General features: G+C 57.1%; 21 protein-coding genes and 1 pseudogene. 9 read left to right on the top strand and 13 right to left on the bottom strand.

Annotated features, from left to right (window positions below; all coding sequences use genetic code 11):
- Positions 1–55 precede the first annotated feature (55 nt).
- The 5 genes and pseudogenes from AArcS_RS08620 to AArcS_RS08640 all read right to left on the bottom strand — a co-directional run bounded on the left by AArcS_RS08620 (position 56) and on the right by AArcS_RS08640 (position 5,494).
- Complete coding sequence (locus tag AArcS_RS08620; protein ID WP_238477016.1) at positions 56–1,099, bottom strand: HNH endonuclease; 1,044 nt, start codon at positions 1,097–1,099, stop codon at positions 56–58.
- A gap of 614 nt (positions 1,100–1,713) precedes the next feature.
- Positions 1,714–2,484 (bottom strand): beta clamp domain-containing protein, encoded by a 771-nt coding sequence (locus tag AArcS_RS08625; protein WP_238477017.1) that lies wholly within the window; start codon positions 2,482–2,484, stop codon positions 1,714–1,716.
- Entirely contained in the window at positions 2,484–4,259 is a 1,776-nt protein-coding gene (locus AArcS_RS08630; RefSeq protein WP_238477018.1) for a transposase, read from the bottom strand. Before AArcS_RS08630 ends, AArcS_RS08625 begins: the two co-directional genes overlap by 1 nt.
- A 444-nt stretch (positions 4,260–4,703) precedes the next feature.
- Positions 4,704–4,898, bottom strand: a pseudogene (locus AArcS_RS15965) (PIN domain-containing protein); the annotation flags it as partial.
- 11 nt (positions 4,899–4,909) lie between these two features.
- Positions 4,910–5,494 carry a DUF7437 domain-containing protein gene (locus AArcS_RS08640; RefSeq protein ID WP_238477019.1) on the bottom strand — a complete coding sequence of 195 codons (585 nt, stop codon included), beginning with the start codon at positions 5,492–5,494 and terminating at the stop codon, positions 4,910–4,912.
- 101 nt (positions 5,495–5,595) lie between these two features.
- Here AArcS_RS08640 and AArcS_RS08645 point away from each other — a divergent pair, with 101 nt between their 5' ends.
- From AArcS_RS08645 to AArcS_RS08655, 3 genes are all read left to right on the top strand, one after another.
- Positions 5,596–6,336: a DUF429 domain-containing protein gene (locus AArcS_RS08645; protein ID WP_238477020.1), complete on the top strand. Its 741-nt coding sequence runs from the start codon at positions 5,596–5,598 to the stop codon at positions 6,334–6,336.
- A 168-nt stretch (positions 6,337–6,504) separates the two neighbouring features.
- Positions 6,505–7,953, top strand: coding sequence for a hypothetical protein (locus tag AArcS_RS08650; protein WP_238477021.1), 1,449 nt, complete (start codon positions 6,505–6,507; stop codon positions 7,951–7,953).
- Between the two features lie 139 nt (positions 7,954–8,092).
- Complete coding sequence (locus AArcS_RS08655) at positions 8,093–8,611, top strand: hypothetical protein (RefSeq protein WP_238477022.1); 519 nt, start codon at positions 8,093–8,095, stop codon at positions 8,609–8,611.
- Between the two features lie 874 nt (positions 8,612–9,485).
- Here AArcS_RS08655 and AArcS_RS08660 read toward each other — a convergent pair.
- Genes AArcS_RS08660 through AArcS_RS08670 form a run of 3 tightly spaced genes read right to left on the bottom strand, consistent with a single transcriptional unit; the run spans position 9,486 to position 14,150 of the window.
- Positions 9,486–10,451: an aldo/keto reductase gene (locus AArcS_RS08660; RefSeq protein WP_238477023.1), complete on the bottom strand. Its 966-nt coding sequence runs from the start codon at positions 10,449–10,451 to the stop codon at positions 9,486–9,488.
- 53 nt (positions 10,452–10,504) lie between these two features.
- Positions 10,505–12,709 (bottom strand): PAS domain-containing protein, encoded by a 2,205-nt coding sequence (locus tag AArcS_RS08665; RefSeq protein WP_238477024.1) that lies wholly within the window; start codon positions 12,707–12,709, stop codon positions 10,505–10,507.
- Entirely contained in the window at positions 12,699–14,150 is a 1,452-nt protein-coding gene (locus AArcS_RS08670; RefSeq protein ID WP_238477025.1) for an ATPase domain-containing protein, read from the bottom strand. The genes AArcS_RS08665 and AArcS_RS08670 overlap by 11 nt, the downstream gene beginning before the upstream one ends.
- A 131-nt stretch (positions 14,151–14,281) precedes the next feature.
- Here AArcS_RS08670 and AArcS_RS08675 point away from each other — a divergent pair, with 131 nt between their 5' ends.
- The gene (locus AArcS_RS08675) at positions 14,282–14,587 is read left to right on the top strand and encodes an FUN14 domain-containing protein (protein ID WP_238477027.1); all 306 of its coding nucleotides are present in this window, start codon (positions 14,282–14,284) and stop codon (positions 14,585–14,587) included.
- On the opposite strand, the gene AArcS_RS08680 is transcribed toward AArcS_RS08675, so the two are convergent.
- Positions 14,584–15,309 carry a ribosome assembly factor SBDS gene (locus AArcS_RS08680; protein ID WP_238477028.1) on the bottom strand — a complete coding sequence of 242 codons (726 nt, stop codon included), beginning with the start codon at positions 15,307–15,309 and terminating at the stop codon, positions 14,584–14,586. The genes AArcS_RS08675 and AArcS_RS08680 overlap by 4 nt on opposite strands.
- Positions 15,310–15,349: 40 nt before the next feature.
- Entirely contained in the window at positions 15,350–16,321 is a 972-nt protein-coding gene (locus AArcS_RS08685; protein ID WP_238477029.1) for a deoxyhypusine synthase, read from the bottom strand.
- 119 nt (positions 16,322–16,440) lie between these two features.
- Between AArcS_RS08685 and dacZ the strand changes: the two genes are divergently transcribed.
- On the top strand, positions 16,441–17,256 hold the full coding sequence (dacZ, locus tag AArcS_RS08690) for a diadenylate cyclase DacZ (protein ID WP_238477030.1): 816 nt from the start codon (positions 16,441–16,443) through the stop codon (positions 17,254–17,256).
- A gap of 1 nt (position 17,257) precedes the next feature.
- A complete protein-coding gene (locus tag AArcS_RS08695) occupies positions 17,258–18,049 on the top strand; it encodes a mechanosensitive ion channel family protein (RefSeq protein ID WP_238477031.1) in 792 nt (263 codons plus the stop codon).
- A 47-nt stretch (positions 18,050–18,096) separates the two neighbouring features.
- Here AArcS_RS08695 and AArcS_RS08700 read toward each other — a convergent pair whose 3' ends face one another.
- Entirely contained in the window at positions 18,097–18,489 is a 393-nt protein-coding gene (locus AArcS_RS08700) for a PIN domain-containing protein (RefSeq protein WP_238477032.1), read from the bottom strand.
- Positions 18,486–18,716: a hypothetical protein gene (locus tag AArcS_RS08705; protein ID WP_238477033.1), complete on the bottom strand. Its 231-nt coding sequence runs from the start codon at positions 18,714–18,716 to the stop codon at positions 18,486–18,488. Before AArcS_RS08705 ends, AArcS_RS08700 begins: the two co-directional genes overlap by 4 nt.
- Before the next feature lie 155 nt (positions 18,717–18,871).
- Here AArcS_RS08705 and mutS point away from each other — a divergent pair, with 155 nt between their 5' ends.
- From mutS to AArcS_RS08720, 3 genes are all read left to right on the top strand, one after another.
- Entirely contained in the window at positions 18,872–21,598 is a 2,727-nt protein-coding gene (mutS, locus tag AArcS_RS08710; RefSeq protein ID WP_238477034.1) for a DNA mismatch repair protein MutS, read from the top strand.
- A 130-nt stretch (positions 21,599–21,728) separates the two neighbouring features.
- Positions 21,729–21,971 (top strand): hypothetical protein, encoded by a 243-nt coding sequence (locus AArcS_RS08715; protein WP_238477035.1) that lies wholly within the window; start codon positions 21,729–21,731, stop codon positions 21,969–21,971.
- Positions 21,968–22,267 (top strand): hypothetical protein, encoded by a 300-nt coding sequence (locus AArcS_RS08720; protein ID WP_238477036.1) that lies wholly within the window; start codon positions 21,968–21,970, stop codon positions 22,265–22,267. The genes AArcS_RS08715 and AArcS_RS08720 overlap by 4 nt, the downstream gene beginning before the upstream one ends.
- 65 nt (positions 22,268–22,332) lie before the next feature.
- Here AArcS_RS08720 and AArcS_RS08725 read toward each other — a convergent pair whose 3' ends face one another.
- Positions 22,333–23,358 carry an NAD(P)H-dependent amine dehydrogenase family protein gene (locus tag AArcS_RS08725; RefSeq protein ID WP_238477037.1) on the bottom strand — a complete coding sequence of 342 codons (1,026 nt, stop codon included), beginning with the start codon at positions 23,356–23,358 and terminating at the stop codon, positions 22,333–22,335.
- Positions 23,359–23,391 lie beyond the last annotated feature (33 nt).

Genomic DNA, 23,391 nt, shown 5'->3' on the forward strand with positions numbered 1-23,391 from the left:
TGGAGCGAGACTCTATACAACACAGAGTCTAGCCGGCCCACATTGTCTGGATGAACTATAGCCACGAGAGGCCAGTGTTGAGTTCTTCGAGGAAGGATGGCCGGATCTGAACCGTGGATGGGAACGAGAGTTGTTTGCCATCCCGGTCAAGGATCGTTTCTCGGAGGAACGGATGGGCCGGGTCGAATGAGGGGCTTGCTTGGATGCGGTAGTCGCTGTCGATGGTGAACAGCGCAGCGTCGAATGCGCGGTGATGCAGCGAGTTCAATACGAGAACGTTCTCCGGATGTTCTGCAAGTTCTGGGTGTTGACTTCGTGGGAGGACGTGTGCGAGATCGAGCAGGTCGCCTTCTCGAATGCCGGTTAGGGTACACGCGTGGTCGTAGCGGTCGAATATGTCTGCCCGGAAGGCGTCACTCACGGTGATTTCGGACGTTTCATAGCGGCGAATCCGGCCGCTTGCATCGAGGGGTTCTCCGGTCGGCCACTGGGCCACCTCCCCGGTCTGGACCCACTGCTGCCAGACGCCCGGTGCCTCGCTGTCGTCGTTCCGCTGGGCGCGGTCGTGCAGCCACGTGACGGGGACGGCGTTGGTATTGAGGATCGAGAAGTGGAACTGGTAGTTCGGGACCTGTGTCCCGTCATCGGCCTGGTATGCGTGAACCTCGAAGTGGTCGGGAACGCAGAGCCCGCAGAACTCAACGACACCTGATTCGGGTTTACGGAACACGAGGACGGGCGGGACCTCTTCGCGCCAACCTGCTGCAGCGTTGTCGAAGGCGGCTTTGATCTTCTGGTTCTGCGCGGACTCATCGTAGGGGTTCGTGGCCTTTGCGTCGCCCCAGTAGCTGATGTACCCGGCGTTGACAGCGAGCGTGTCTTCCCACGGATCGTCGTGCTGTGAGATGCCGCTATCATTGGAGACGAGTACTAACGCCGCAGGCGTCTCAGACCGGTCTGCACCGAGATCACGGATGCCGCCGGTATTCTTGATGCCGGTGTCGAGCGGGCCGCGAATCCACCGTAGGAACTGGTCGTTCGAGTTGCGGTAACTGCCAGTGTCGCGGTATTGTTGCCCGACTCGAAACGCGTGTTGCATGATATCGTAGCATTACGTCTGTCCGTCAATAAATGCCTGCGTGATACGCGCTACACGTCCGTTTTAGCCTGCGGTTCGAACGTTCTGATATGGTCACCCAGCTGCTCTCAGAAGTCGTCCGTTGACGTTGCTTGGATGCTTTCCGTCAGCTGCCCATCGAAAGCCCAGTTCGGGATGTATCGAACAGGAATATTGGACTAAATACAGAAGATGAGTGCCGCCTGATGGTCACTGTTGCTTCGATCTAAAAATACGGAATCAGCCGCTTACTGAAGAGTGCGAACTGAGCAACTTATTCACCCCGTAGGGACAGTTATCTGGTCTTCGGTGTGAATGTGTTACTGGAGTGACCGGGTAATGGAGCCGCTGATGAGTTACGGTTCGATTTGGAGGAGTGTCGCTGCGTCTTCGAATACTGGATCGCCAACCCCGTTCTCAAATTGCTCTACGTCGGAGTCGGAGACGCGTTCCAGTCCGCCAGTCTTCATGTCTGTGTAGTCTCTGATGTACCGGAGAAGAGCATGGGGGTCAGCGACATCCATCACCCGTTTATGACTCTTGTCTCGATCCGGGGAGCGACCGGATTTTCATTTCCGGCGTGTCGTCAATTTTTCTCACCGATAGATACTATCGAGGTACTCTGCGATGTATACGGTTATTTCAGCGTCTGGGACGGGGAATTCAGCACGGTATACGAGATAGTCATTCATCAACTGTAAAGAAACTGGAGTGGCAGAAGGGATGGCTGCAACAATATCCCGAAGCCGGTCAATGGCTATTGTGAGACTGGCAGTGGGCTGTTCTGCAGCGATGACTTGGTCAACGGGCGTTGAGAATAAAAAGGAGTCGCCAGTAGTACTGCTAGCCGAGAATTCTACGCTGCGAGTGTTTGACGTGACTTGGATCCGCATGCTCTCACCAACGAGGGCCGCAGCGTTGACCGCACGCGTGAAGACACCGTTGAGGAGTGTGACTTCCAAAACTGGAGCTGCCGAGAGGCGACTGGAGTTGTCCCGGTATACGGGGTGGGCTGCATTACTCGCCAATGGTGGGTATTGATACGTGACTGTGTCGGATTGTAGAGTTATCTTTGAGCTGGCTGCCTCCATAGGGGCTATAATGGTGACCTCGTTGCTAGTAACGAGCCGCACGAAGTCCTGCATGTGATCAAGTGTTGTCCAGTAGTTACCTGTGCCGAGGTCCTCTGAGGGAGTAAAAGCTGATCGCGGAATCGAGTAATCCAGATACGCTTCATGACTCTCTGACATGGACCTGAACTGAACCGTGTCTGAATTGATGTCGACGCGGCATTCACTGTCTTTCCGGAGTTCTACTCCTGGACGAATCACCTGCTGGAGTGTGTCCGGGTCTATGCGGATCGGCATTAGTAGTGTCCCCGATGGTAGGTTAGTGCGTCTGGAGCTGTTGGACCGTCAAAGGCGAGGTTCTGTACCACTTCTAACAGTTCCGACGGAGTCGTGTCGAGTTCAACGCCACTTCGCGGAGCGGGTACGGTTTGCACTATCTTATACAGGTTGTAGAGCAGAACTGACATCTGGAAGTAGAACGCTTTGCGTATCGATTTATCCGTATCAGTCGAGAGATCGAACTGGTTTTTTGCCATGCGGAACATTGTCTCGATCTTCCCGCGCTGGTTGTAGCGAAAATTGATAGTCGTGATCTCCTCCTCTCGCTCATCCTCATCATCAGGTAGTGAAATACCGCTATAGAACGCCCGAATCGGGCCAGGACTTTCATCGTCTTCGTCAGCGCCCGAATACCCGATCAGCTTGACTGGCGGTTTCAGGTTCGCGTACCCAGCACTTGGACGAACAGCAGTTTTGCCGGGTTCAAGTTCAGCACGGAGACGACTGAAATCAGAGCTCTGCCCCTGAGGATCACTGTCGTCTTGTGCACAAATCACCCAGTGACCGGGAACGAACTTCCGGCAGGCTTTGATGTCTTCAGCCCCATCGAACCCGCGGTCAGCCATGAAGAGTTCTACCTCTACCATCGAGGTCAAGTCGCGCAGGAAATTCTCCAGTTCTCGTGCCCGTGGTGCTTCTGATTTCAGCAACCGTAGCCCAAATGAGTATTCGATCGCAGGGTCTGTGAATGATAACGAAGCAAATCTCCACCGCCCGTCCTCGGTGAGGAACCTACTCTCGTACTCAGACAGTCCAAGACTCTGAATGTCCGTCAGGTCATACGAGATCATCAATGGTCTCGACACGACCCCTGACTCAATGATGTATTCAAGCAGTGCTTGGTTGATATCGTCGAACATGTCTCCGACTTTCCATCGATTTAAATCATCGATGTGGTCACGGATCGTGGTGGCAGAAAACGCTGAACTGAGATCAAACGAGTGCTGGGCAGACTGATGGTAGTCTTCGATGCTTTGCTCGTGATGCGCGGCATAGGCGAATATGCCGAGTAACGTTCTGAGGTCCCGTGATTTGTTGTTACCACGTTGTAGGTCAAGGTTCTCAACGACGATCTGTATCAGATCTTCTACAAGATTGTAGAGCGCTAACTGCCGTGCTGGTTTCGGGAAATCAGACGCAGCAGGCCCGGCATTGTACGACAGGTCATACCTGTCTTTAACACCCTCAGGAATCGGTACTCCGTTCCAGAACAAAGCATGGACTGCGACGAAACACGCCTCAACCAACAACGCATACTTGCCCTCTTTTTTCAATGCTTTTGCTGTTTTCCTGTATGTCGATTTCTCATACGCATACCGTAGTCCGTACTGCTTGAGGTCGTCACGCGAATACTGGGAAACATGCTGGGCTACCTCTTCGAAGTGGAGGTCGCGGGCTATTTGAATCATCAATGCCCGTAACTTGTGGAGGTCATCTAGATTCTGATCAAAACCATTCGATTCTAGCGCGAGCTCAGTGACATCACACAATGCTTCGTCGAAATTAGCATCTATACACTGTTCGCCAGTACTCTCATCTTCCTCAAATTTCGCCCAGTTTTCTCGCGCCATAGCGACCAGCAGCGGTTTCAGTTGTTCGATCTTATCCGGACTCCAGGGATGGGAGATGACGATCTCCTCAGTCGCCCCCGAATTGAGAGTTGTAAAGGTGTCTACCCGTTCTTGTTTCGAATGTCGTGTTTTGTTCGAGAAATTATCTTGATGCTCAGCCATTATTCCTATAATCCTAATTATCTGATCCAGTTACGTATAAACCCTCGCCGTGAGTTACGTCATCAACGAATCCGGCAATCATAATAGCTCGTCCTCACGGTCACGGTCCCCCCCGGAAACACCCGTTAGCAAGCCTGAGCAGCTAAGTTCGTTGCTTAAATACTAGTCGCTGTTTCTGAACTGGTCGAAAGCATCAGGTATAGAGTTTGAATTAATGTTTTCCGATTATTTGTATACTGCGCACGGAACGATTAACTGTTGTAAATCCAACATTATTGCGTCACGATCAGTTATGCAGAGTTGATTTAAAATACTGGTGCTACAGAGTCGCCCTGTCCAGATATTGTTGAACTCACAGTCGCAGATCTGTCGCTAAGTTACAGCCGGAGGGAGTTGCAGTTGTTTTTAATAGAACTTGCAGCTTTCCTCACTGTAAGCGCACCGCGGCGTACTCCGATCCAGGGAACCACCAAGTTCCTCGTAGACTCGTTCCGGAATAACGAAAGTGAGATCGTTCCGTTGGACGAACCGTTCGAGTGCGGTATACTTGTTATACCACTGACGACCACACTTGATGAAGAGCCTCGTATCCGCCACCCACGCTACTGACTCCTTCAACAGATCGAAGGACCAGTTCATCGTTCCCGTCCTCAGTCCTCCAACGTTGGGGATTGTTCACGGGCGTTCCGAATTTCGTCGAAGTGTGGATCAACCGTCTTCATGTCAATAACGATGTCGCTCAACGCTTGGAGCACGGCTATTGAGAACGCATGCTGGAGGTCTAGCTCCCGGGCTGCGACCCGTTCCGACATCTCGCCTTCTGCGTATGGGATCGCATACGTGAGCGCAGTTGCAAGCTTCCCCAGTCCGTGCTTCTCGATCAACAAATCAAGGTCTTGATCTCGGGGTGATCGGCCGAAGGCTTCGATGAACGTCGGCGTAATCGTGTACTCGTCTCCGTCAAGATTCGTGGTGAGAAGGATCGGGAGCGCCGAATACGTGTGAGTGCTGTGCTCTTCGTCTCGGGTCAGCACCCCGAGTTCGACGAGCGTGCCGGCATCCGAGTACACCGTCGTTCGCGGCATCTCCAATTTGTCGACGACATCATCAATGTTAGCATCACCCTCACGGAGAACAAACGTGTAGAGACTTGCTAGCCGTGGCTCTTTCAGCAGTTGTGCAACCGACAAGAGGACGTTGACGGCGCGCTCGGGATCGCCGACAGTCTTCGACATACAATTCATAGTTCGTGTTTTGAGTAATATCACTTGGGGAGACCGCCGGACTTCTACTATCGACTCGAACATTAAATAGGTGCGAATACGAGGAGAACAGCATGTACATCGGCGTCGATGGGTGTTCAACGGGATGGGTCGCTGTCCAGTTCGACGAGGAAGGCTACGAAGACACCAATCTCTACGAACATATTCAGGAACTTTGGCAGGCTCACGGCGAAGTGGCAGAACAGATCTTGATCGACGTACCAATCGGTCTCCGAGAAAACTCAAATGCGAAACGACCATGTGACGACGCCGCTCGCAAGAAACTCAGTCCGAACCGCCACTCCAGCGTGTTTCCCGTTCCCGTCCGGGCTGCCGTTCACGAGGGGAGCTACGAGGACGCAAAGGAGACGCAGGAGAAGCGCACGGATGGGAGTCTCGGTGTTCAGTCGTGGGGTATCGCCGATAAGATTGCCGAGCTCGATTCGTTCCTCTGCGAGACAGAGCCAGAAGCCGTTGGAACGATCCGTGAGGCTCATCCCGAAGTCTGCTTCTGGGCGTTGAACGGGGAATCGGCCACAGAGTACTCGAAGACAGGACAACCAGCACCCGCCTTCTGGGAACGAATTGAGATACTCGAAACCATCGACGGTTCGATCATCGATGACATCCGTGATGCATCAACCGACCTCATGGCTGAGGTGGGTAATGACGACGTGATCGACGCGTTCGTGTTAGCGCTTACTGCCAGTCCGAAAACCGGACCACTACAAGCGCTTCCTGAGGAGTTGACACATGGCGATACAGGAGATCCAACGGGTGATCTCCCGATGGAGATGGTATATGCGTATCCGTAGCCGGGTCTGATATGACGAATACAGAGATCAGCTTGGAGTGATTGGCCAGTTGGATCAACTCTGCAAGCTCTATTTTAATTGTCGAATAAATATGACTTGGTAGTTATCCGTGGCCGCTCCTGAACTATCCGCCAGTACCTATTAATATCGTGACCGCAGTCCTTCAGTATGGTTGATATGGACTATCGGATCGGGGCAACTCAGGCAATTCGAACCTGGGGGAAGATGATTTCTACCGAATCTGAGGGACCCGGATTCAATTTTCAGCAACCACGGCAAGCACAATTCATTGACCGGTATAGGTCATTTCTAAACAACCCCTCTGAGGAAACCTTTCGAGAGCTCTGGTGTGATGACGCTGTCGTTGAACATGACAATCCTAACGCTGATATTTTGCTCCAATCCTTCACCGGGGGTGCAGATGATTTCGCTGACTTTCTTCGCACGTTCAAGGAAGCAGAGAAGTACGATCCCTCATGGTCTGACCAGTTAATTTGGGAGAGGGCGCTCTGGGAGCTATACTCGCGCCTCTCACCAGAAGAAGCCGCGATCATCACGAGAAAGGCTGAGGAGGGGCTCGCCGTGTTTGGCATTTCAGCTTCTGGATCGTATAGAGATCGAATTGCTGTGTTTCAAGAGTTCGCCGACTGGTATCAGACTACCGTCGGACATCCGACTGCGGGAACTGATCACGAGGTTCCGGTGAGCGTTGAACTTGAGGAACTATTCGGTGCGGCCGCAACTCTCTCCCCACGAGACCTGTCAGCACAGCTTCGCGGACCGTACGGACCGTTCTACCGCTTCCTATACGGTGGGAGTGAGGGAATGAGCGGCCGAACAAAAAAGGTGGCTCTGGTGGACGAGAGCGAGATCGTGTATGCGTATGCGTGGGGAAAGAAGCACAACGCATACGAGCGGGAAGATCAACCTGAATTCTGGGGCGGTACATACTGGGAGTCCTGGAAGCAGCAATATGCAGAGTATATCAACAATCAGGTTCGCTCGGAGTTTGTACTCGATGATCTCGACCCTTGTGAAATTGAGCCGCTATTTGAGGATTTGACGGATGAGGACGCAGCGGATCTCAGCCGTTCTGTCACAAAGTTCATAATGGGCAGTCAGTGGGGTAAGTACGCGTGGGACGACGTGGTAGAACACTTCCAAAGTGCTCCAGAAGAAGCAAGCAGCTTGCTGTCCCTCTTTTTCGATGACACGGTTAACGCAATAACACGACTTCGAGCGTTCCGAGAGCACACGATTCACATCACTGACCAGCCCAGTCGTGGTCCTGGTTCGCTCCAGCGAATGGCGACATCACTCCTCATGTTCACCGAGTTGGAGGATCAGCTTGGGCTGCCCTCACAGCGCACGGCTGGGTTCCTGGAAAACAAGAGTACGCTTCCCGAATTCAAGAATGGATTTCGTCCCGATCAGTATGGTGTTATTATTCCTCCGTTTCGTCGGCTACAAAAGAGCATTCAGCAGGCATGTGATGAACTCGGTGTCGATGAGACTGCAACAATGCTCGACGTGCATAACATCGTCTGGATCTACAATGGTGGTGAAAATGAACCCCGAGAGAGCGAGCTACCACCAGAAGCATTGAGAAGTCCATAGTGCTAATTTCGCAACTCGCTCATTGGTAGTCCATCTTTCAAAATTCTCTACATGATTTTCGTCAACGCTCAACCAGTGAAACAACTGTGCCCTCAATCTCTACCCAACCCTTTATTCAGAATTGCTCAAATCACAGTACATGGCAAATCAACCGAAGGCCGGTGAGATGTTAGTCGGCGCGTATCTCAAATTGGTAGAAGAGTGTGAGATAGTCGCATATGGACAGCATTCCCCGATTGAAGGCGAACAAATGGAAGTAGACGTTATCGGAATACATCCCGGTGGAAAGCGAGAAATCATTGTTTGCGAGGTCGCGACCCACCTCAGAGGCCTCGGATACGGAAGTTCCCGAGAAAACGGTGAGAAAGTCGAAAGTAAATTTCGGAACGCAGAGTCCTACGTTAGCCAAGTGTTCGGTTCGTCTGAGTCTCAACGGTACCAATTCTGGAGCCCAAATGTCCCACCGAAGTCAATGGAGGAACTGGAAAAGGCGTCTGACCAGTTCGAGAAACAATCTGGTTGTGAGCTAGAGTTGGTCACAAATAGACGCTACTCCAAGAAGATCAACAACCTGCGAAAAGTAGCATCTTCTACGTACTCCCAACGGAACGAACTTGCTTTCCGGTTCCTTCAAATTCTGGAACACCTCAAGGAATAGGAGTACAATAGACATTCAGCGTACTGGAAATATCTACTGAGTTTTTCAACGCCCAGTGATTTGTACGGGCCAAATTAGACACCACGGAATACGCTCAAAACCCAAATGGGTAGTCGGATCACTGTGATTCAGCAGACTAATCCTCCATGGTCTTACGGATGCGTTTCCGCTCTGATTCTATACTCGCTCCAGAAGCCCTCGATCCCTTCGCCGAGTTGGGAGAATACAGTGGCAAGTACGGCAGACCATTCGTCCGGAAAGTGTGCATCTTCTCCGGGGATTGGTACGTCTGGGGGCGGGTAGAAGTGGTCGCGTATGTTATGGACGTGCCAATCATCTAGAATATCTTCTGCGGGGTGGATAATGGGACCACCATATAATTCGTGCGAAGAGTGGTGAATTATAACCGATTTAGTCAAACTGACGAGTCCTTATAAAGAAGTTCGGTCAAAACACGTTCAACAGACCACCGACCCTGAAAACAACCGGGTGTTTATAAAAAAGACCGGCAGATTAGCGATCCCGGTTCGTTGCCCCTGTTTGTAGGTCGAGGCAACTCATCTTGAGTCGATCCAACCGGACACAGAGTGGTTCGGATAAGTCGGGGAGTCCTCACGGGCAATTAACTGGGTTCCTTATCCGTTTCCGACACGTATGATTCCCTACACGGTTGAAAACGGCCGTTTCAGGAGGATAAGATGGACGAGAGCGAGAACATATCAGATAGGCTAAGGATGCGCTCTCACGGCAATGACCTGGGTTCGAATCCCAGTCGGAGCATCCTGCGAGAAACTAGAGTGTCGAGCCGATGCTGTTCTTTTGATACACGGCCACACTATCGGTATGCCGTCTAGCTACGTATATCCAGAATACCTCAGTCGCGCCACGGGAAGATTCCCATCCGCTCAACAGAATCCAGCCGACGACGCTCGTCAGCTGTGAACTCGACGTCAAGCGCAGCGAGGTTCTGATCGAGCTGTTCCCGCGTACTAACCCCGATCACCGGGACGGTCGGCTGGTCCCGGTCAAGCAGCCACGCAAGGGCGATCTGGTTGCCGTTCAAACCCTTTTCATCCGCAATATTGTCGACGATATCGCGCTTGACCCGGTTCTCGGTGTTGACGTAGCCCTCGGGAATCCCGCGGTCTTCACGGCCGTAACAGCCGCCCAGGGTCGGTGAGTACGGTAAAACAGTGAGCTCGTCGTGGGTGGCGTAGGACAGTAGTTCGTCCGTCCCTTTCACCTGCCCGCCGAACTCCGCGCCGCGGTTCGGCACGTAGTACGAAAACCGTGGCTGGACGCACTGGTATGGCGTCAGTCCCTGTTCCTCGGCGATCCGGTTCGCTCGTGCCAGTCGCCAGCCGAGGAAGTTGCTCGCGCCGAGATGGCGGACCTTTCCGGCGTCGATCGCGCGCTGGAACGCCCGCATCGTCTCTTCCTGTGGCGTATCGAAGTCGTCGACGTGAGCGTACAGCAGGTCGATCTGATCGATCCCGAGGCGGTCGAGACTGCCGGCGATCTCTTGCTCGACGACCTCGGGCGCAAGGCTCTGGGGCGTCTCGCCGTAGTTAAAGCCGAGCTTCGTGGCGATGAACATCTCCTCACGGACGCCGCGCTCGTCGAGCCAGTCGCCGAGCAGTGGTTCGCTCCGGGGCTCGTCGTAGCCCTCGATCCACGTCGCGTAGTTGTTCGCGGTATCGAGAAAGCGCCCGCCCGCCTCGTAGTACCGATCGAGCAGTGCGAACGACGTTTCGCGATCGACCTCGGTGCCGAAGATCATCGGGCCGAGGCAGATCGAGCTGACTTCTTCGCCGGTCGTCCCAAGTGGTGTGGTCCGCATACAGGCACTCCGTACAGGCCCGGCTTAAGAGTTTCATAATTCGCAACCGGCAGTCACTCTACGGCAGGGAGGCTGATCGTGACGACGCTCCCGCGAGGCTCTCTGTTCTCGACACTGACGGAGCCACCGGACCGCCTGAGGATCCAGTAGACGAGCCACAATCCGAGCCCGCTACCGTGGTACAGATCCTCCGTCGCCTTCCCGGTCTCCAGCACGTCACGATCCATCGCCGGGATCCCCGGTCCGTCGTCTTCGATGTGGATCAGGACCCGCTCTCCCTCGTGCTCGACGCACACCTCAACGGTTGGCTCCTCCTGATCGCTGTGGAAGACTGCGTTCTCGATCAGCTCGGTGATCGCCGAATTGAGCTGTTCCGTCGCGGCGGCGGTGGCAGGCCGTTCGATGTCCAGATCGATCCGTGCACTCGGATACGATTCGGCGACCGATGCCGCTGCCGTCTCGACGACCTCGTCGACCGCCGTTTCCCGGACGGACACGGTTTTGCTCAGGCTCTCGGTGATCGCACGCGACTTCTGGCTAGTCGTGAGTAGCTCGTCACACCACTCGACGATTGCCGCTGCCATCTCGGCCACATCCTCGTCGCCAGCGGAACTGATGCGTTCGGCCTGCCCTCGGACGAGCTGGAGGCTGTTCCGCAGGTTGTGTCGCAGGATCTGATCGACGACCCGCAGCTGTGTGGTCTTCTCTTCGTTTTCAGTTACGTCTCTGAGCACGCCGACGACGCCAATCACTTCGCCATCTTCCCCTCGAAGCGGATGATAGCGTACGTCCAGCACTCGTTCTCCTCGTGAGGGATGGTGTCTGACCGTTCTGTACTGCACAGTATCGCCGTTTAGGGTCCGCTCGATCGAATCGACGATCGTGGCGTACTCATCATCATCGAACAGTTCCGACAGTGAGAGGCTGGATACCTCCGCAGCGGACAGCCCGTGATACTCGCGATACTGCGGGTTTGCAAAGAGATACTCGCCGTCGAGGTCGACCGCGGCGATCAGGTCGTTCGCCTCTGTGATCGCACGCTTGTACTGTCGGAGCGTCCGTTCGCGCTGTTTCAGATCCGTCACATTACGACAGATCGCGACTGTCCCGGCGAGGTTTCCGTCCGGATCGTAGTAGGGGAACCGCTTCGTGCTAAAGGTCGGCTCTCGACCGGTTCTCGGGAATGTGGGCGAAAGCTCGTACTGGACTGGCGTTTCCGTCTCGAGTACCTCGGATTTTTTTGCGCCGATCGTCGAAGCAGTGGCGTCGTCCATAAACGGCGTTTCATCCTCACCCAGTAGCGTCGCTTTCGAGAGCCCCGCGTATTCGGTCACAGCTTCATTTAGCAACTTGAACTCCCCGTCGCAATCTTGCATCATGATCGGATCGTCGAGCCGCTCGATGATTGCGGCGGACCGGCCGAGTTCCCGTCGGAGCTCTTTCTGTTCGGTTACGTCCGCCTGCATGCTCACGAAGGCGATCGGCTCACCCCCTTTCACGATTGGGGCGATCGTCTGATAGGCCGTGTACGTGCTCCCGTCTTTCCGCTCGTTGACGATCTCTTCTTCCCACACGTCGCCATCGAGGATCGTATTCCACATACTCTCGATGTAGGCTTCGGAGGTCGTCTCGGAGTTGAGGAGTTCCGGCGTTGCACCGACCGCCTCGTCGGCACTATAGCCTGTGACCTCCTCGAACGCCGGGTTCACGTACTCGATTTCGCCCGACAAGTTCGTGATGTACACCGCGTGCCCGGACGCTTCGACGGCCTCCCTGAACCGTCGAAGGGCGTTTGCCTGTGCCTGTACAGTCAGCGACTGGTTGCGGAGCCGTAACATGGCCTGCACCCGCCAGCCGAGTTCCGCCTGTTTGATCGGCAGCGAAACGATCTCGTCGACCGTCGTCTGGAACACGTTCTCGGCGATCTCTCCGCCGTCCACGTCGATGACATCCAGTCGGCGGTCGGGAAGCAAGAGGAGCACTGGAAGTAATACCGGGTTCGCAGCCGACTTGAGCCGCCGCAGGGTCTCCTCGTTTCGCTGCAGCGCCCGATGGTCGACGATACAGAGATCGAACTCGGCGTCCTCGAGCGTGACACCCGGCTCCACAGCCCGGTACTCACCGTGCTCGTCGAGCCACTGCCGCAACACTCGTTCGTTCCCGCTATCGGCCAGCAGTGGGTAGATCAGCGGTGGCGACGGATCCTGTAGAGCGGTCGTCAACCCCGTCCACCCGGGAGATTGCTGATCAGCCGTCATCGTCCCAGTCCGGCGTTCCGGTCAGGATCCCACGCATGCCCGATAGCGGCTCGCCGACGGAAATACCGTCCTCGGAGATCATCAGTTCCTGGATCGTTGGCGTGCAGTCGCTGGCTCGCATCTTCAAGACACCGATTACTTTCCGAAGTTCGCTGTCGTATTCCACGTGCCGGAGAGCGATTATGTTGTCCGCTAGGTGACTCAGTTGCTGTTCAGTCGCCCGGAACGATCCGGTAATCTGGTGGACTTCGTTGGAGATAATCGCGGTGACACCCATATTTCGGAGATAGCGACCGATCCTGACGAGCTGTTCGGTACCGTCGTCCTCAACCCCGCCAAGGGACCGGGCGAATCCGGTTACACCGTCGATCATGACGACTTCCATGTCCCCCTCCGTGACGTGAGTCTGGAGCTGCGACGTGAACTCATCGACCGTGAGCTCGTCGGGATCGATCGATTCGATACAGAGCAGTCCTTCTTCCACCATCTCACGGGCAGGGATGCCGATCTCGTCGGCCCGTGTGAGCATCGTCTTGCGCACTTCCTCGAAGCTATAGAGCACTGCCCGTCGGTCCTCCCTCGCTGCGGCGGTGAGGAACTGCAGGCCGAGTGTCGTCTTTCCGACCCCTGTGGGACCGCTCAAGAACGTAACTGTCCCAGTCGTGAGACCTCCGTTTATCAGGCCATCGAGCCCGTCAACGCCCGAGGCAAGTCGACCAAGGGGAGCGTCGCGACCGTGATCGGCCGGTGCTAGCCGTGGCCAGACGTGTATTCCGGTGCCGGTGATCGTGACTGTGTGAGGTCCCTGTTCCGATCCGGAGCCACGAAGCTTCGGCACCTGTAGTCGACGTCGACCGTTTTTCATGTCGAGGTTGATAACCGCGTCGGCGAGAAACTGTAGGTCGACGTCCGCAACAGAGGGCGCGGCCTGCGAGGTGAGCAGGACGGTTGCGCCCTCCGATTTGAGCAGATCGAGCAGGCTCAGGATCTGTGTCCGAAACTGGTGTTCCTCCGAGGAGAGATATTTGAGTTCGGTTACCGGATCGACGACGACACGATCGGGCGATACTGACTCGACTTCACTGCGGAGTGTATCTATCAGCGCTGGCTGTTCGACTTCGCTCGCCGAAAAGAGGTCGTAGGATTCCGACTTCCGGAACTGATCCGCAGACGGGGACAGGTCGAGGAACGTTACCGTGTCAAGATCCAGGTCGAAGGCCGCTGCAGTCTGCCGGAGATACTCCTTTGGCTCGCCCAGATTGATATAGAGTGTGTCTTCTCCGCCCGCGACGCCTTCCGCGAGAAAGTGCAGCCCAAAAATCGTCTTTCCTGCTCCCGGCGAGCCCCGGACTAGCGTCGACGAGTTGGATACAAAGCCGCCATGCAACACATCGTCTGCACCATCGATCCCGGTGCTCACGCGGGGCGTTTCGGTAGTCATTACCTTGGAATAGGGTAGTACCAGCATAAATCTGTTCGACCGATTCTCCGCTTCGTTTTCCGACCCCGTGCGCAAAGCCGAACTGATCCGGCACAAAGGGCTTATTATGATCGGCTTACCTCCATTGCTGTATGGAGATCGAGGCCCAGCAACTGGCCATGGAGTTCGGCGGCGGCGCGTTGATCGGCGGTATCATCGGCTATGCGACAAAACGGATCGCAAAAGTTCTTGCCGTCATCATCGGCGTCCAACTGGCGCTCTTTCGGTTTCTGGAGTCGAAAGGGATCGTGATAGTCGATTACGATCGGCTAACACACGGGCTGGTCGCGACGCGTGATCAAGTCCAGGACCCGGGCTGGATCGTGCCCATCATCTCGACGCTGTCGATCGGTGCAGGCTTTATTGGCGGGTTCTGGGTCGGATACCGACGCGGCTAGCGCGTCTTGATATCGTCTTCGTCTTTGATGATTTGTGTTTCGGCCTCGCCGCTCGTGACCTCGTTGGCCCGGTCGAAAAACTCGTTTTGCAGTCCGGCAGGGAAGGTGAGCACGCCGATCCAGGAGCCATCTGCCTGCCACTCCTCGCGTTCCAGGTCGCCGAAGCTGCGGAGCTTGGCCTGTGCGCTCCCGGCGTGATCCGGGGGGACCTGCACGGCGACGGTCACTTCGTCGAAGCGGATCGGGATAACCGGCCGCAAGGCGTCGAGCGCCTCGTCGATCTGCTCTTCGACGGGTTCCATCGGATCGACGCTGAACCCGGCGTCTTCGAGCGCGCTCTCGATCCGATCCGGGGGATGGGGCGCGTCGTCCATCTGCGGGTTGACCGCGTTGCGCGTGATCTGGTTGACCAGCTTGTTGTGCTTGCGCTCTTGCATCTCGCGGCGCTGGTCGGCCGTGATCTGGATCTCCCCGCGTTTGATGACCTCGGGGATGATCTCCAGTGGCTCTGTCGTGCCGAAGACGTCTTCGAGATCGCCCTCTGCTGGTCGGTCGCCGCGGCTGGCGTTCTCGAAGACGTCCTCGGCGGCGATTACGTCCTCCAGATCACCCTCGAACTCGTCACGCTTGATCGAGAGGGCGGCGTCAGGGTCGACGAGCACCTCGAAGCGTTCACCGTGCGATTCCAACCGTGCCGTCACTGCCTCGTCGAGCGATATCATGGCTGATAGTAGCAGGCGGGGATAAAAAGGTGTTTCCCGATCAGAACTCGAACGCTTGCGCGACCAGCAGTGGGACGACGAGCGTCGCCTCGGCCTCGACCTGCGTGTAGTTCTTGTCGGCATTCTTGATCTTGCCCCACGAGACGGCTTCTTCCGGTGGTGCACCGGATAGCGACCCGTCGCCCTCCATTCCCGTGGAGACGTAGACCGCGTAGTCGGCACCGCCACGGAACAGATTGGTCATGATGGCGTGATGTTTCGGGACGCCGTCCCCGAGTGCGATCAGGCCCGTGGTGTCGGCAAGCATACCGTCCTCGATCAGCGACTCGTAGTCCTCCAGAATCTCGATGCCGATATCTTCCTCGGCCTGCTGTCGGTAGTAGTAGAGGAAGTTGCCGACCTCCGCGTCAGTCAGGGCGGGACAGAAGACGGGTACATCGTTGTCTGCGGCCTGTTTCAGGATGGAGTTCTCGTCGTCGAGTGTCGCGCCCAGTTCGGCGGCAAAGTCGGTCGGCGTCCGCACCGCCGCTTCGGCGAAGAAATCGTCGAAGAAGTCGTAGAGGTACTCCTCAAGCCAGACGTACCGGTCAGAGGGGACGTAGATGTTGCCCAGTCGGTTGATCCCTTTCTCGCGGAGCTCAGCCTCGTCGGCGTCCCACGATCCCATCTTGAACGGCTTGGCGGTCTTGATTACGTCCTCGGTTAGCGAGCCCGAGGTGGTGATCAGGACGTCGACGTGCCCCTCGCGGAGCAGCGCGGCGACGACCTCACGCAGACCGGACGAGACGATGTTCGAGGTGCAGGTGAGATAGATCGTTGCATCCTCGTCTTGCATGCGCTCGACGATATTGATGGCATCTGCGAGTGCGGTCGCCTGAAACCCGGTCGTTGCGTACGAATTGAGGACGGTATCGAGGGTGATGTCGCCGGTAAAATCGAACCCTTCGACATCCGCGGTCTCCAGTTCTTGGTCGCTATCGGGGAGTACGTGCTCCCGTGAGTCGTCGGTCATACCGGCTCTAGCGAACGACGGACCTTGAATCGATTGAGTTCGATCGAGCGGGAACACGGACGCAGGCGTTGCCTCTCATGACCAAAACCTTTTGCCGTCACGCAGAGTGAGTACGAGCAATGTCGGATGTCAGTGAGTTATTCGGGGACCTCTTTACCGACGCGGACGGGATCGTCCTGTTCTCGCCGAGCAGTTCGTACTACCAGACGTTTACCGATCTGGAAGACCTCGACGTTATCGTCGCCGCACCGGACAACGAGCACGGCGCGGACCGGTTCGTCGAACTCCCGCTGGCATTCGAGGATGTCGCCGACCAGCTAACCTTCGCCATCGAGGGTGCGCTCGACGACGACCTGGTCGAGGAGGGAGACGAGCTAATCTGTGGCGCAAAACTGTTCTCGGATGACGATATCGACACGGTCGCTCGTGTCCGGGTGAGCGCTGGTGAGAACTCGGGGATCTACGACCTCTTTACCCAGTCCCGGGCGGAGCCGTCCGTAATCCGTGCGGTATTCGAAGTGGCGATCGAACTCGGCCAGAAGGGACAGAAGGGCAAGCCCGTCGGCGCGCTGTTCGTCGTCGGGGACGCCGGGAAGGTGATGAACAAGTCCCGGCCGCTCAGCTACAACCCCTTCGAGAAGTCCCACGTCCATGTCGGCGACCCGATCGTGACTGTGATGTTAAAGGAGTTTTCCCGCCTCGACGGAGCTTTTGTCATCAGCGACGCCGGGAAGATCGTCAGCGCCTACCGGTATCTCGAACCCGCCGCCGAGGGCGTCGACATCCCAAAGGGACTGGGTGCACGACACATGGCAGCAGGGGCGATTACCCGGGATACGAACGCGACGGCGATCGTGTTGAGCGAGAGCGACGGTCTGGTTCGGGCGTTCAAGGGCGGCGAACTGATTCTGGAGATAGATCCGGAGAACTACTGAGATGTTCGACCAGACGCTCGGTGAGCTTGGCACGATCGGGACGCTCCTCCAGCAGCCGATCGTACTTGGATTGTTGGTGCTGGTTCTGGGACTGTTGCTCGGCGTCGCGGTCGGCCGGATTAACAAGCAAATCCTCATGACGGCGGGGATCGGGGATGCTGTCGAAGGGACACCCTTCGAGCGCACTGCGCGAAGTATCGGCACTTCGACCGTCTCGCTCATCGCACGCATTACCTCGTGGTTCATCTACGGCGTCACGATTCTGACGGCGATCCACATCTCCGGCATTTTCGATGCGCCGACGTTCTGGTTCGGTGTTGCCGAGTTCGTCCCCCGGCTGTTCATCGCTGTTCTCGTGATGATCGCGGGCTTCATCCTCGCGGACAAGGCCGAGCTGGCGGTGAGCGAACGCCTCAAAAACGTCAAGCTCCCCGAGATCAACATCCTCCCGCTGATCGTCAAGTACAGCGTGCTCTACATCGCCCTGTTGATCGCGCTGGGACAGGTCGGCGTCAACACGACGGCGCTGCTCGTCCTGTTGACCGTCTACGTCTTCGGTGTCGTCCTGATCGGCGGGCTGGCGTTCAAGGATTTCCTATCATCAGGGGCCGCGGGGATGTATCTCCTGCTCAACCAGCCCTACGGAATCGGTGACGAAGTCCGGATCGGCGACCGACAGGGGATCGTTCAGGAGATGACGCTTTTGACGACGCGGATCGAGAACGACGACGCCGAGTTTATTGTGCCGAACCGGGTCATTTTCGAGGACGGTATAGCCCGGATGCGGAACTGATCGGAGCCCCGGTTGTGCGGTCACAGCGCCCACCCCGGAAAAATACGTCAGTACGTCTCCACAGCAACACCGAGTGCGTCGAAGTCCCTGACGTTGGCGGTGAGGACTGGCTCATCGTAGATGTCCGAAACCGCTGCAACCATCGGATCAACCTTGTCGATTCCACTGTCACTGGCGGCTCGCTTGTCAGCACCCGCGAGTAACTGTCCGGCGCGGCGCGCAATCCGTTCATTCTGTTCGACAACCGGATACATTCCGAGGGCGTTACGGACCTTTCGACGCTCCGATTCCTCTCCAAACTCGGATCCGTAGGTGAGTTCCATGACGACTGGCGAGGGAATCCGCTGAACTGTCTGTCCGTCTGAAAGCTCGACACCCTTCTCGAATGCATTCTGTTTGCCCTCGAAGAGATCAATGAGAAACGAGGTATCGAGGATCATTCGAACCGTTTCCGAAGTTCGCGTTTGTCCTCGGCGTCTGCACCCTCCTTCTCTTCGAGATTGTCTCGCATGATCGCTGCCGTATCGCTCGACAGTATCCCGGCAACATCCTCAGGATTCGGCCCCCCAATAAGACGTCGAAGGGTCTCCTCCATGGTCTCGTCGTCTCGCTTGTGTGCATATACGAATTCGTGGAACTCCTCGGAGATGCGGACTGATTTACTCATCCTGTCGTATACTCGTGTATACGGAACAATCAAACTTCGGGCGAATCTGTCGGCTATCATTGAGATACCACACTCAACTATCGACCAGCCGTAGCTTCTCTCAGCAGGTACTGGCAAGCGGAGAGTATTTTTGCGCGGAGCCACCGCCCATACGTATGGACGCGGCGCTTGGACCGCCCGAGAAGATGGCCGAGCGGAGCGACGAGCTGACGCCGATGCTCTCGCAGTACTACGAGCTCTGTTCGGAGTACGAGGACTCACTCGTGCTGTTTCAGGTCGGCGACTTCTACGAGGCCTTCTGCGAGGCCGCCGAGGCCATCTCACGTCTTCTGGAAATAACGTTGACCAGACGCGAGGATTCGACCGGTACCTACCCGATGGCCGGGATTCCGATCGACAACGCCGAATCGTACATCGAAACGCTACTGGATGCGGGCTACCGGGTCGCGGTCGCTGATCAGGTCGAGGAACCATCGCAGGTATCGGGCGTCGTCGACCGCGCAGTGACCCGGATCGTGACGCCCGGGACGTTAACCGAGGACGAACTGCTCCGGACCGACGACAACAACTTCGTCGCCGCGCTGACCGCGGACGGTGGGGAGTACGGTCTCGCGCTGCTCGACGTTTCGACCGGCGATTTCTACGCGACTGCCGTCAGCTCTGCGGCTGCACTCCGTGACGAGATCAGTCGGTTCGATCCCCAGGAAGCGATCGTCGGGCCGAACGCGGCCGCCGATCCGTTCCCCGATAGCTGTATGGTTACGCCCCACGACGAGCGGACCTTCGACCACGGTCGGGCCCGCGAGCAAGTTTGTGCCTACTTCGGTGACACCGACCGCCTGCTCGCGGGGGACGTGGAAGTCCGCGCCTGCGGTGCACTGCTTTCGTACGCCGAGTACACCCGTGGCGGGAAACACACCGAACTGGCCCCGGACACGTTCGCCCGACACGCAGCCGAAGATGCCGACGAGGGAGCAGGACCCAGAGACGACGCCGAAGCGAGCGAGGACGCCACGCTCGACTACATCAACCACCTCACCCGGTACGATCCACAGGAGTACATGGTGCTCGACAGGGTGGCGATCCGGAGCCTCGAACTGTTCGAGCGCCGGACTGCTCACGATCAGGCAGGCCCCGCACTGGTCGACGTGCTCGACGAGACTGCCTGTGCGCTCGGAAGCCGGGAACTGAAAGACTGGCTCCGGCGACCGCTGATCGACCGGGAAGCCATCGAACGGCGTCACGACGCCGTCGGGGAACTCGTCGGCGACCTCCGGACCCGCGAGGAACTGAGTGACCTGCTCCGTGACGTTTACGACATCGAGCGCCTGATCTCTCGGGTCGCACGGGGCCGCGCAAACGCCCGCGACCTTCGCTCGCTCAAGGACACGCTCGACATCGTACCCGATCTCCGGGCAGCCCTCGACAACGCGGAAACCGACGCACTGGTCGACCTTCGTGCGGACCTCGACGAACTCGAGGACGTGCGCGAACTGATCGGGACGTCGATCCGCCCCGATCCACCAACCGAAGTCACCGACGGGGGACTGATCAGAGAAGGGTACAGCGACGACCTCGACGGGCTCCGGGCGACTGAACGCGAGGGGAAAGCGTGGATCGACGACCTCGAAGCCCGCGAGCGCGAGCGCACCGGGATTGACTCTCTGAAAGTCGGCCACACCTCGGTGCATGGTTACTACATCGAGGTGACGAACCCGAATCTCGATGCAGTACCCGACAACTACCAGCGCCGACAGACCCTGAAAAACTCCGAACGATTCGTTACGCCCGAACTCAAATCCCGCGAGGACGAGATCATCAGCGCCGGAGAGCGCGCCGACGATCTGGAGTATCGGTTGTTTACCGAGGTGCGCTCCGATGTGGCTACCGAGTCCGCACGGGTACAGGCAGTCGCCGAGCGGATCGCCGAACTCGACGCGCTCGTCTCGCTGGCCACGGTCGCAGCCCAGCACGATTACAACCGTCCCGAGTTAGGCGGCGACGGCATCCACGTCGAGGGGGGTCGTCATCCGGTCGTCGAACGCACCGAGGAACAGTTCGTTCCGAACGATGCCCGCCTCGACGAGGACGCGGTCGTCACGATCCTGACCGGTCCCAACATGTCCGGCAAGTCGACGTACATGCGACAGGTCGCGTTGATCGTGGTTCTCGCACAGATCGGGAGTTTCGTCCCGGCCGAACACGCGGACGTGCGACTCGTCGATCGGGTGTTCACCCGCGTCGGGGCGAGCGACGATATCGCCAGTGGGAAATCGACATTCATGGTCGAGATGACCGAACTCGCGGAGATCCTCGATTCAGCGACGGAGCACTCGCTCGTCCTGCTCGACGAGGTCGGTCGGGGGACCAGCACGACGGATGGCCTCGCCATCGCACAGGCGGTCACAGAGCACGTCCACGACCGGATCGGGGCGACAACCCTCTTTGCCACACATCACCACGAGCTCACAGAGCTCGCCCGAGAACTCCCGGGTGTCGTGAACCGTCACTTCGCGGCGAGACGGACGGGAAGTGAGGTCTCGTTCGACCATCAACTCTCCGAGGGCTCGGCGACGGCGTCGTACGGTGTCGAGGTCGCCAGTCTGGCCGGAGTCGACGCTGGAGTCGTCGAGCGTGCACGGGAGTTACTCGACGAGGAGCAACGCGGAAATTCGAACGATTCGGCGGGCGAACCGGTCGCAACCGACGGCAGTTCCATTGCAATCGGCGAGTCGGCTACGATCGGAGATGGCGGACATGCCGACGCCACAGTTCTCGCGACGCTCCGAGACGTGAACCTCGCCGACACGACGCCACTGGAGGCATTGCAACTCCTCGACGAGTTACAGCGCGAACTCGACAGCGGATCGTCATCGAACTGATTCCGGTATCCGATCCGGGTCCCTGGGGTGTTATTGGGTAGATTCGGCGTCTTCGTGTGGAAAGGGTGGCTGATTCCCGTCGAACCGGCCTGTACGCTTATGATTCTGTGGATGCTAAGGATTAGCAGTAATGAGCACAGGCCTTTCGCAGTCGCTCGGAAAGATCGATATGGACACCCGCGTCCAGTACGCGTTGATGATCCTGTTCGGAGGACTGTGTCTGCTCGCGGCCGTCGCACCGCTCGCCGAGTTGACACAGGTCGCGCTCGTCGGGACGCTATTTGGCTTCACCGCTGGTCTGTGGGTCTCACATCTGGTCGGGGTCGTCCACAGAGCGGTTCAACAGAAGAACGCGGCCGCAGCAGAGTCATGACCGACGAAGCCGCATCCGAGCCCGAAGAACAGTTTTCCGAGGACGAGGTCAGTGGCGGCTCGACCTTTTTCGAGGATATCGTCTTTATTACGGGAGAAGACCCCAACGCTGGCTCCTTTCTGCTGACCGTCGGAATTATCACCTGTGTGTTCGTCGCCGCATTTCAGCTGACGCTCCCGGAACCGATCTCGAACCTCCTGACGGCAGCCGTCCTGGTCGTCGCCGTCATCAGCTTCCTTCTCGGCGCTATCCTCGATATGCTGGATTACTTCGATACGCCGAAACCGGGTCAGTAACCGGGGAGGTGACTGTCACCGAGGTGAATCGGCAGAAGTAAGAAAAACCAGTCGGTGAGACGGTGTTACTCGACGTAGTTCTCCAGTGAGAGGGGCCTGTATCGCGGAGCAGGCAGCTCGTCGACAGTTACGTAGCCGGGGTCCGCCTGCAAGATGTCGGGGATCCGATTGACGATCTGTGTGCTAGTTCCGATCGCTGTGGGGGTATCCTCGTTCCGGACGTGGATCTCGGGGGTCCCCTCGATCGTCCACTCGTTGATATCAGTTTCGCCAGGCTCGTATACTTTCGCTACCTCCTCGCCCACGAAGTCGATACCGTGATCGGTGCTTGCCTCTACAACGAATCGAACCCCGACGACGTCGCCTTCCGGAATGGTCCTTCCAAGAGCATCGCTCTCGACGTCCGTCTCGGCGACCACTGGTTCGATGTCCTGAGTGACGGATGTCAGACTCACTCCGAGAGCTGCGATCTGTGATTCGATGTTCATCCGGAAGAAGCTCGGCGGCGCATCTCCGGCGTCGATTTCTGCCTGAACGTCTTCGAGCCTCTCGCCGGCGTAGTAGTGTTCTGCGAGTACTGGACCGTAATCGTCCAGGTTGAACCGACCGAGTCCCCGAATCGTGTCTATTTCCAGTGACGCCCCGGTCAACATGGTCACGAGGTTCACCCAGAAGATATCTTGATACCCAGCGCCGGTGATCGTCACCTCATTGTCCTGTGCGACTCTATCGAGTTTCGATGCCAGCTCCGGAGCCGTAGTCCAGGGGTACAGGGCTTCTTCCGAGGACGTAATCGCATTCACGCCGTGTCTGGCACACCGCTCGAGATGGGGCGCTACCGATTTCAGTGGGGTAGCTATCGCAACGGTCGCGATATCGGCACGCGTGTCATCGAACACAGCCTCTGGGTCGTCACGTACTTCGACCCCAAGCTCCCGATCGAAGCCGATGATTTCTCCCAGGTCCCGGCCCACCTTGTCCTCGTCAGCGTCGATAGCACCAACGATTTCCACTCCGTTGTGCAGCATGTACTCGGCGAGATCCTGTCCGGTTGATCCGACCCCGTACACGATTGCTCGAATTTTGCTCATGGTACAGTCACTCCTACGGCAAGAACAACCGAT

This window comes from Natranaeroarchaeum sulfidigenes, assembly GCF_017094485.1.
Lineage (GTDB): Archaea > Halobacteriota > Halobacteria > Halobacteriales > Natronoarchaeaceae > Natranaeroarchaeum > Natranaeroarchaeum sulfidigenes.

Excerpts from the sequence above, each read along its gene's own strand:
- AArcS_RS08680 (WP_238477028.1), bottom strand. The coding sequence starts at position 15,309 with ATGATATCGCTCGACGAGGCAGTGACGGCACGGTTGGAATCGCACGGT.
- AArcS_RS08675 (WP_238477027.1), top strand. The coding sequence starts at position 14,282 with ATGGAGATCGAGGCCCAGCAACTGGCCATGGAGTTCGGCGGCGGCGCG.
- AArcS_RS08670 (WP_238477025.1), bottom strand. The coding sequence starts at position 14,150 with ATGACTACCGAAACGCCCCGCGTGAGCACCGGGATCGATGGTGCAGAC.
- AArcS_RS08660 (WP_238477023.1), bottom strand. The coding sequence starts at position 10,451 with ATGCGGACCACACCACTTGGGACGACCGGCGAAGAAGTCAGCTCGATC.
- AArcS_RS08645 (WP_238477020.1), top strand. The coding sequence starts at position 5,596 with ATGTACATCGGCGTCGATGGGTGTTCAACGGGATGGGTCGCTGTCCAG.
- AArcS_RS08715 (WP_238477035.1), top strand. The coding sequence starts at position 21,729 with ATGAGCACAGGCCTTTCGCAGTCGCTCGGAAAGATCGATATGGACACC.
- AArcS_RS08655 (WP_238477022.1), top strand. The coding sequence starts at position 8,093 with ATGGCAAATCAACCGAAGGCCGGTGAGATGTTAGTCGGCGCGTATCTC.
- mutS (WP_238477034.1), top strand. The coding sequence starts at position 18,872 with ATGGACGCGGCGCTTGGACCGCCCGAGAAGATGGCCGAGCGGAGCGAC.
- AArcS_RS08720 (WP_238477036.1), top strand. The coding sequence starts at position 21,968 with ATGACCGACGAAGCCGCATCCGAGCCCGAAGAACAGTTTTCCGAGGAC.
- AArcS_RS08630 (WP_238477018.1), bottom strand. The coding sequence starts at position 4,259 with ATGGCTGAGCATCAAGATAATTTCTCGAACAAAACACGACATTCGAAA.
- AArcS_RS08665 (WP_238477024.1), bottom strand. The coding sequence starts at position 12,709 with ATGACGGCTGATCAGCAATCTCCCGGGTGGACGGGGTTGACGACCGCT.
- AArcS_RS08625 (WP_238477017.1), bottom strand. The coding sequence starts at position 2,484 with ATGCCGATCCGCATAGACCCGGACACACTCCAGCAGGTGATTCGTCCA.
- AArcS_RS08620 (WP_238477016.1), bottom strand. The coding sequence starts at position 1,099 with ATGCAACACGCGTTTCGAGTCGGGCAACAATACCGCGACACTGGCAGT.
- AArcS_RS08705 (WP_238477033.1), bottom strand. The coding sequence starts at position 18,716 with ATGAGTAAATCAGTCCGCATCTCCGAGGAGTTCCACGAATTCGTATAT.
- AArcS_RS08695 (WP_238477031.1), top strand. The coding sequence starts at position 17,258 with ATGTTCGACCAGACGCTCGGTGAGCTTGGCACGATCGGGACGCTCCTC.
- dacZ (WP_238477030.1), top strand. The coding sequence starts at position 16,441 with ATGTCGGATGTCAGTGAGTTATTCGGGGACCTCTTTACCGACGCGGAC.
- AArcS_RS08700 (WP_238477032.1), bottom strand. The coding sequence starts at position 18,489 with ATGATCCTCGATACCTCGTTTCTCATTGATCTCTTCGAGGGCAAACAG.
- AArcS_RS08650 (WP_238477021.1), top strand. The coding sequence starts at position 6,505 with ATGGTTGATATGGACTATCGGATCGGGGCAACTCAGGCAATTCGAACC.
- AArcS_RS08685 (WP_238477029.1), bottom strand. The coding sequence starts at position 16,321 with ATGACCGACGACTCACGGGAGCACGTACTCCCCGATAGCGACCAAGAA.
- AArcS_RS08725 (WP_238477037.1), bottom strand. The coding sequence starts at position 23,358 with ATGAGCAAAATTCGAGCAATCGTGTACGGGGTCGGATCAACCGGACAG.
- AArcS_RS08640 (WP_238477019.1), bottom strand. The coding sequence starts at position 5,494 with ATGTCGAAGACTGTCGGCGATCCCGAGCGCGCCGTCAACGTCCTCTTG.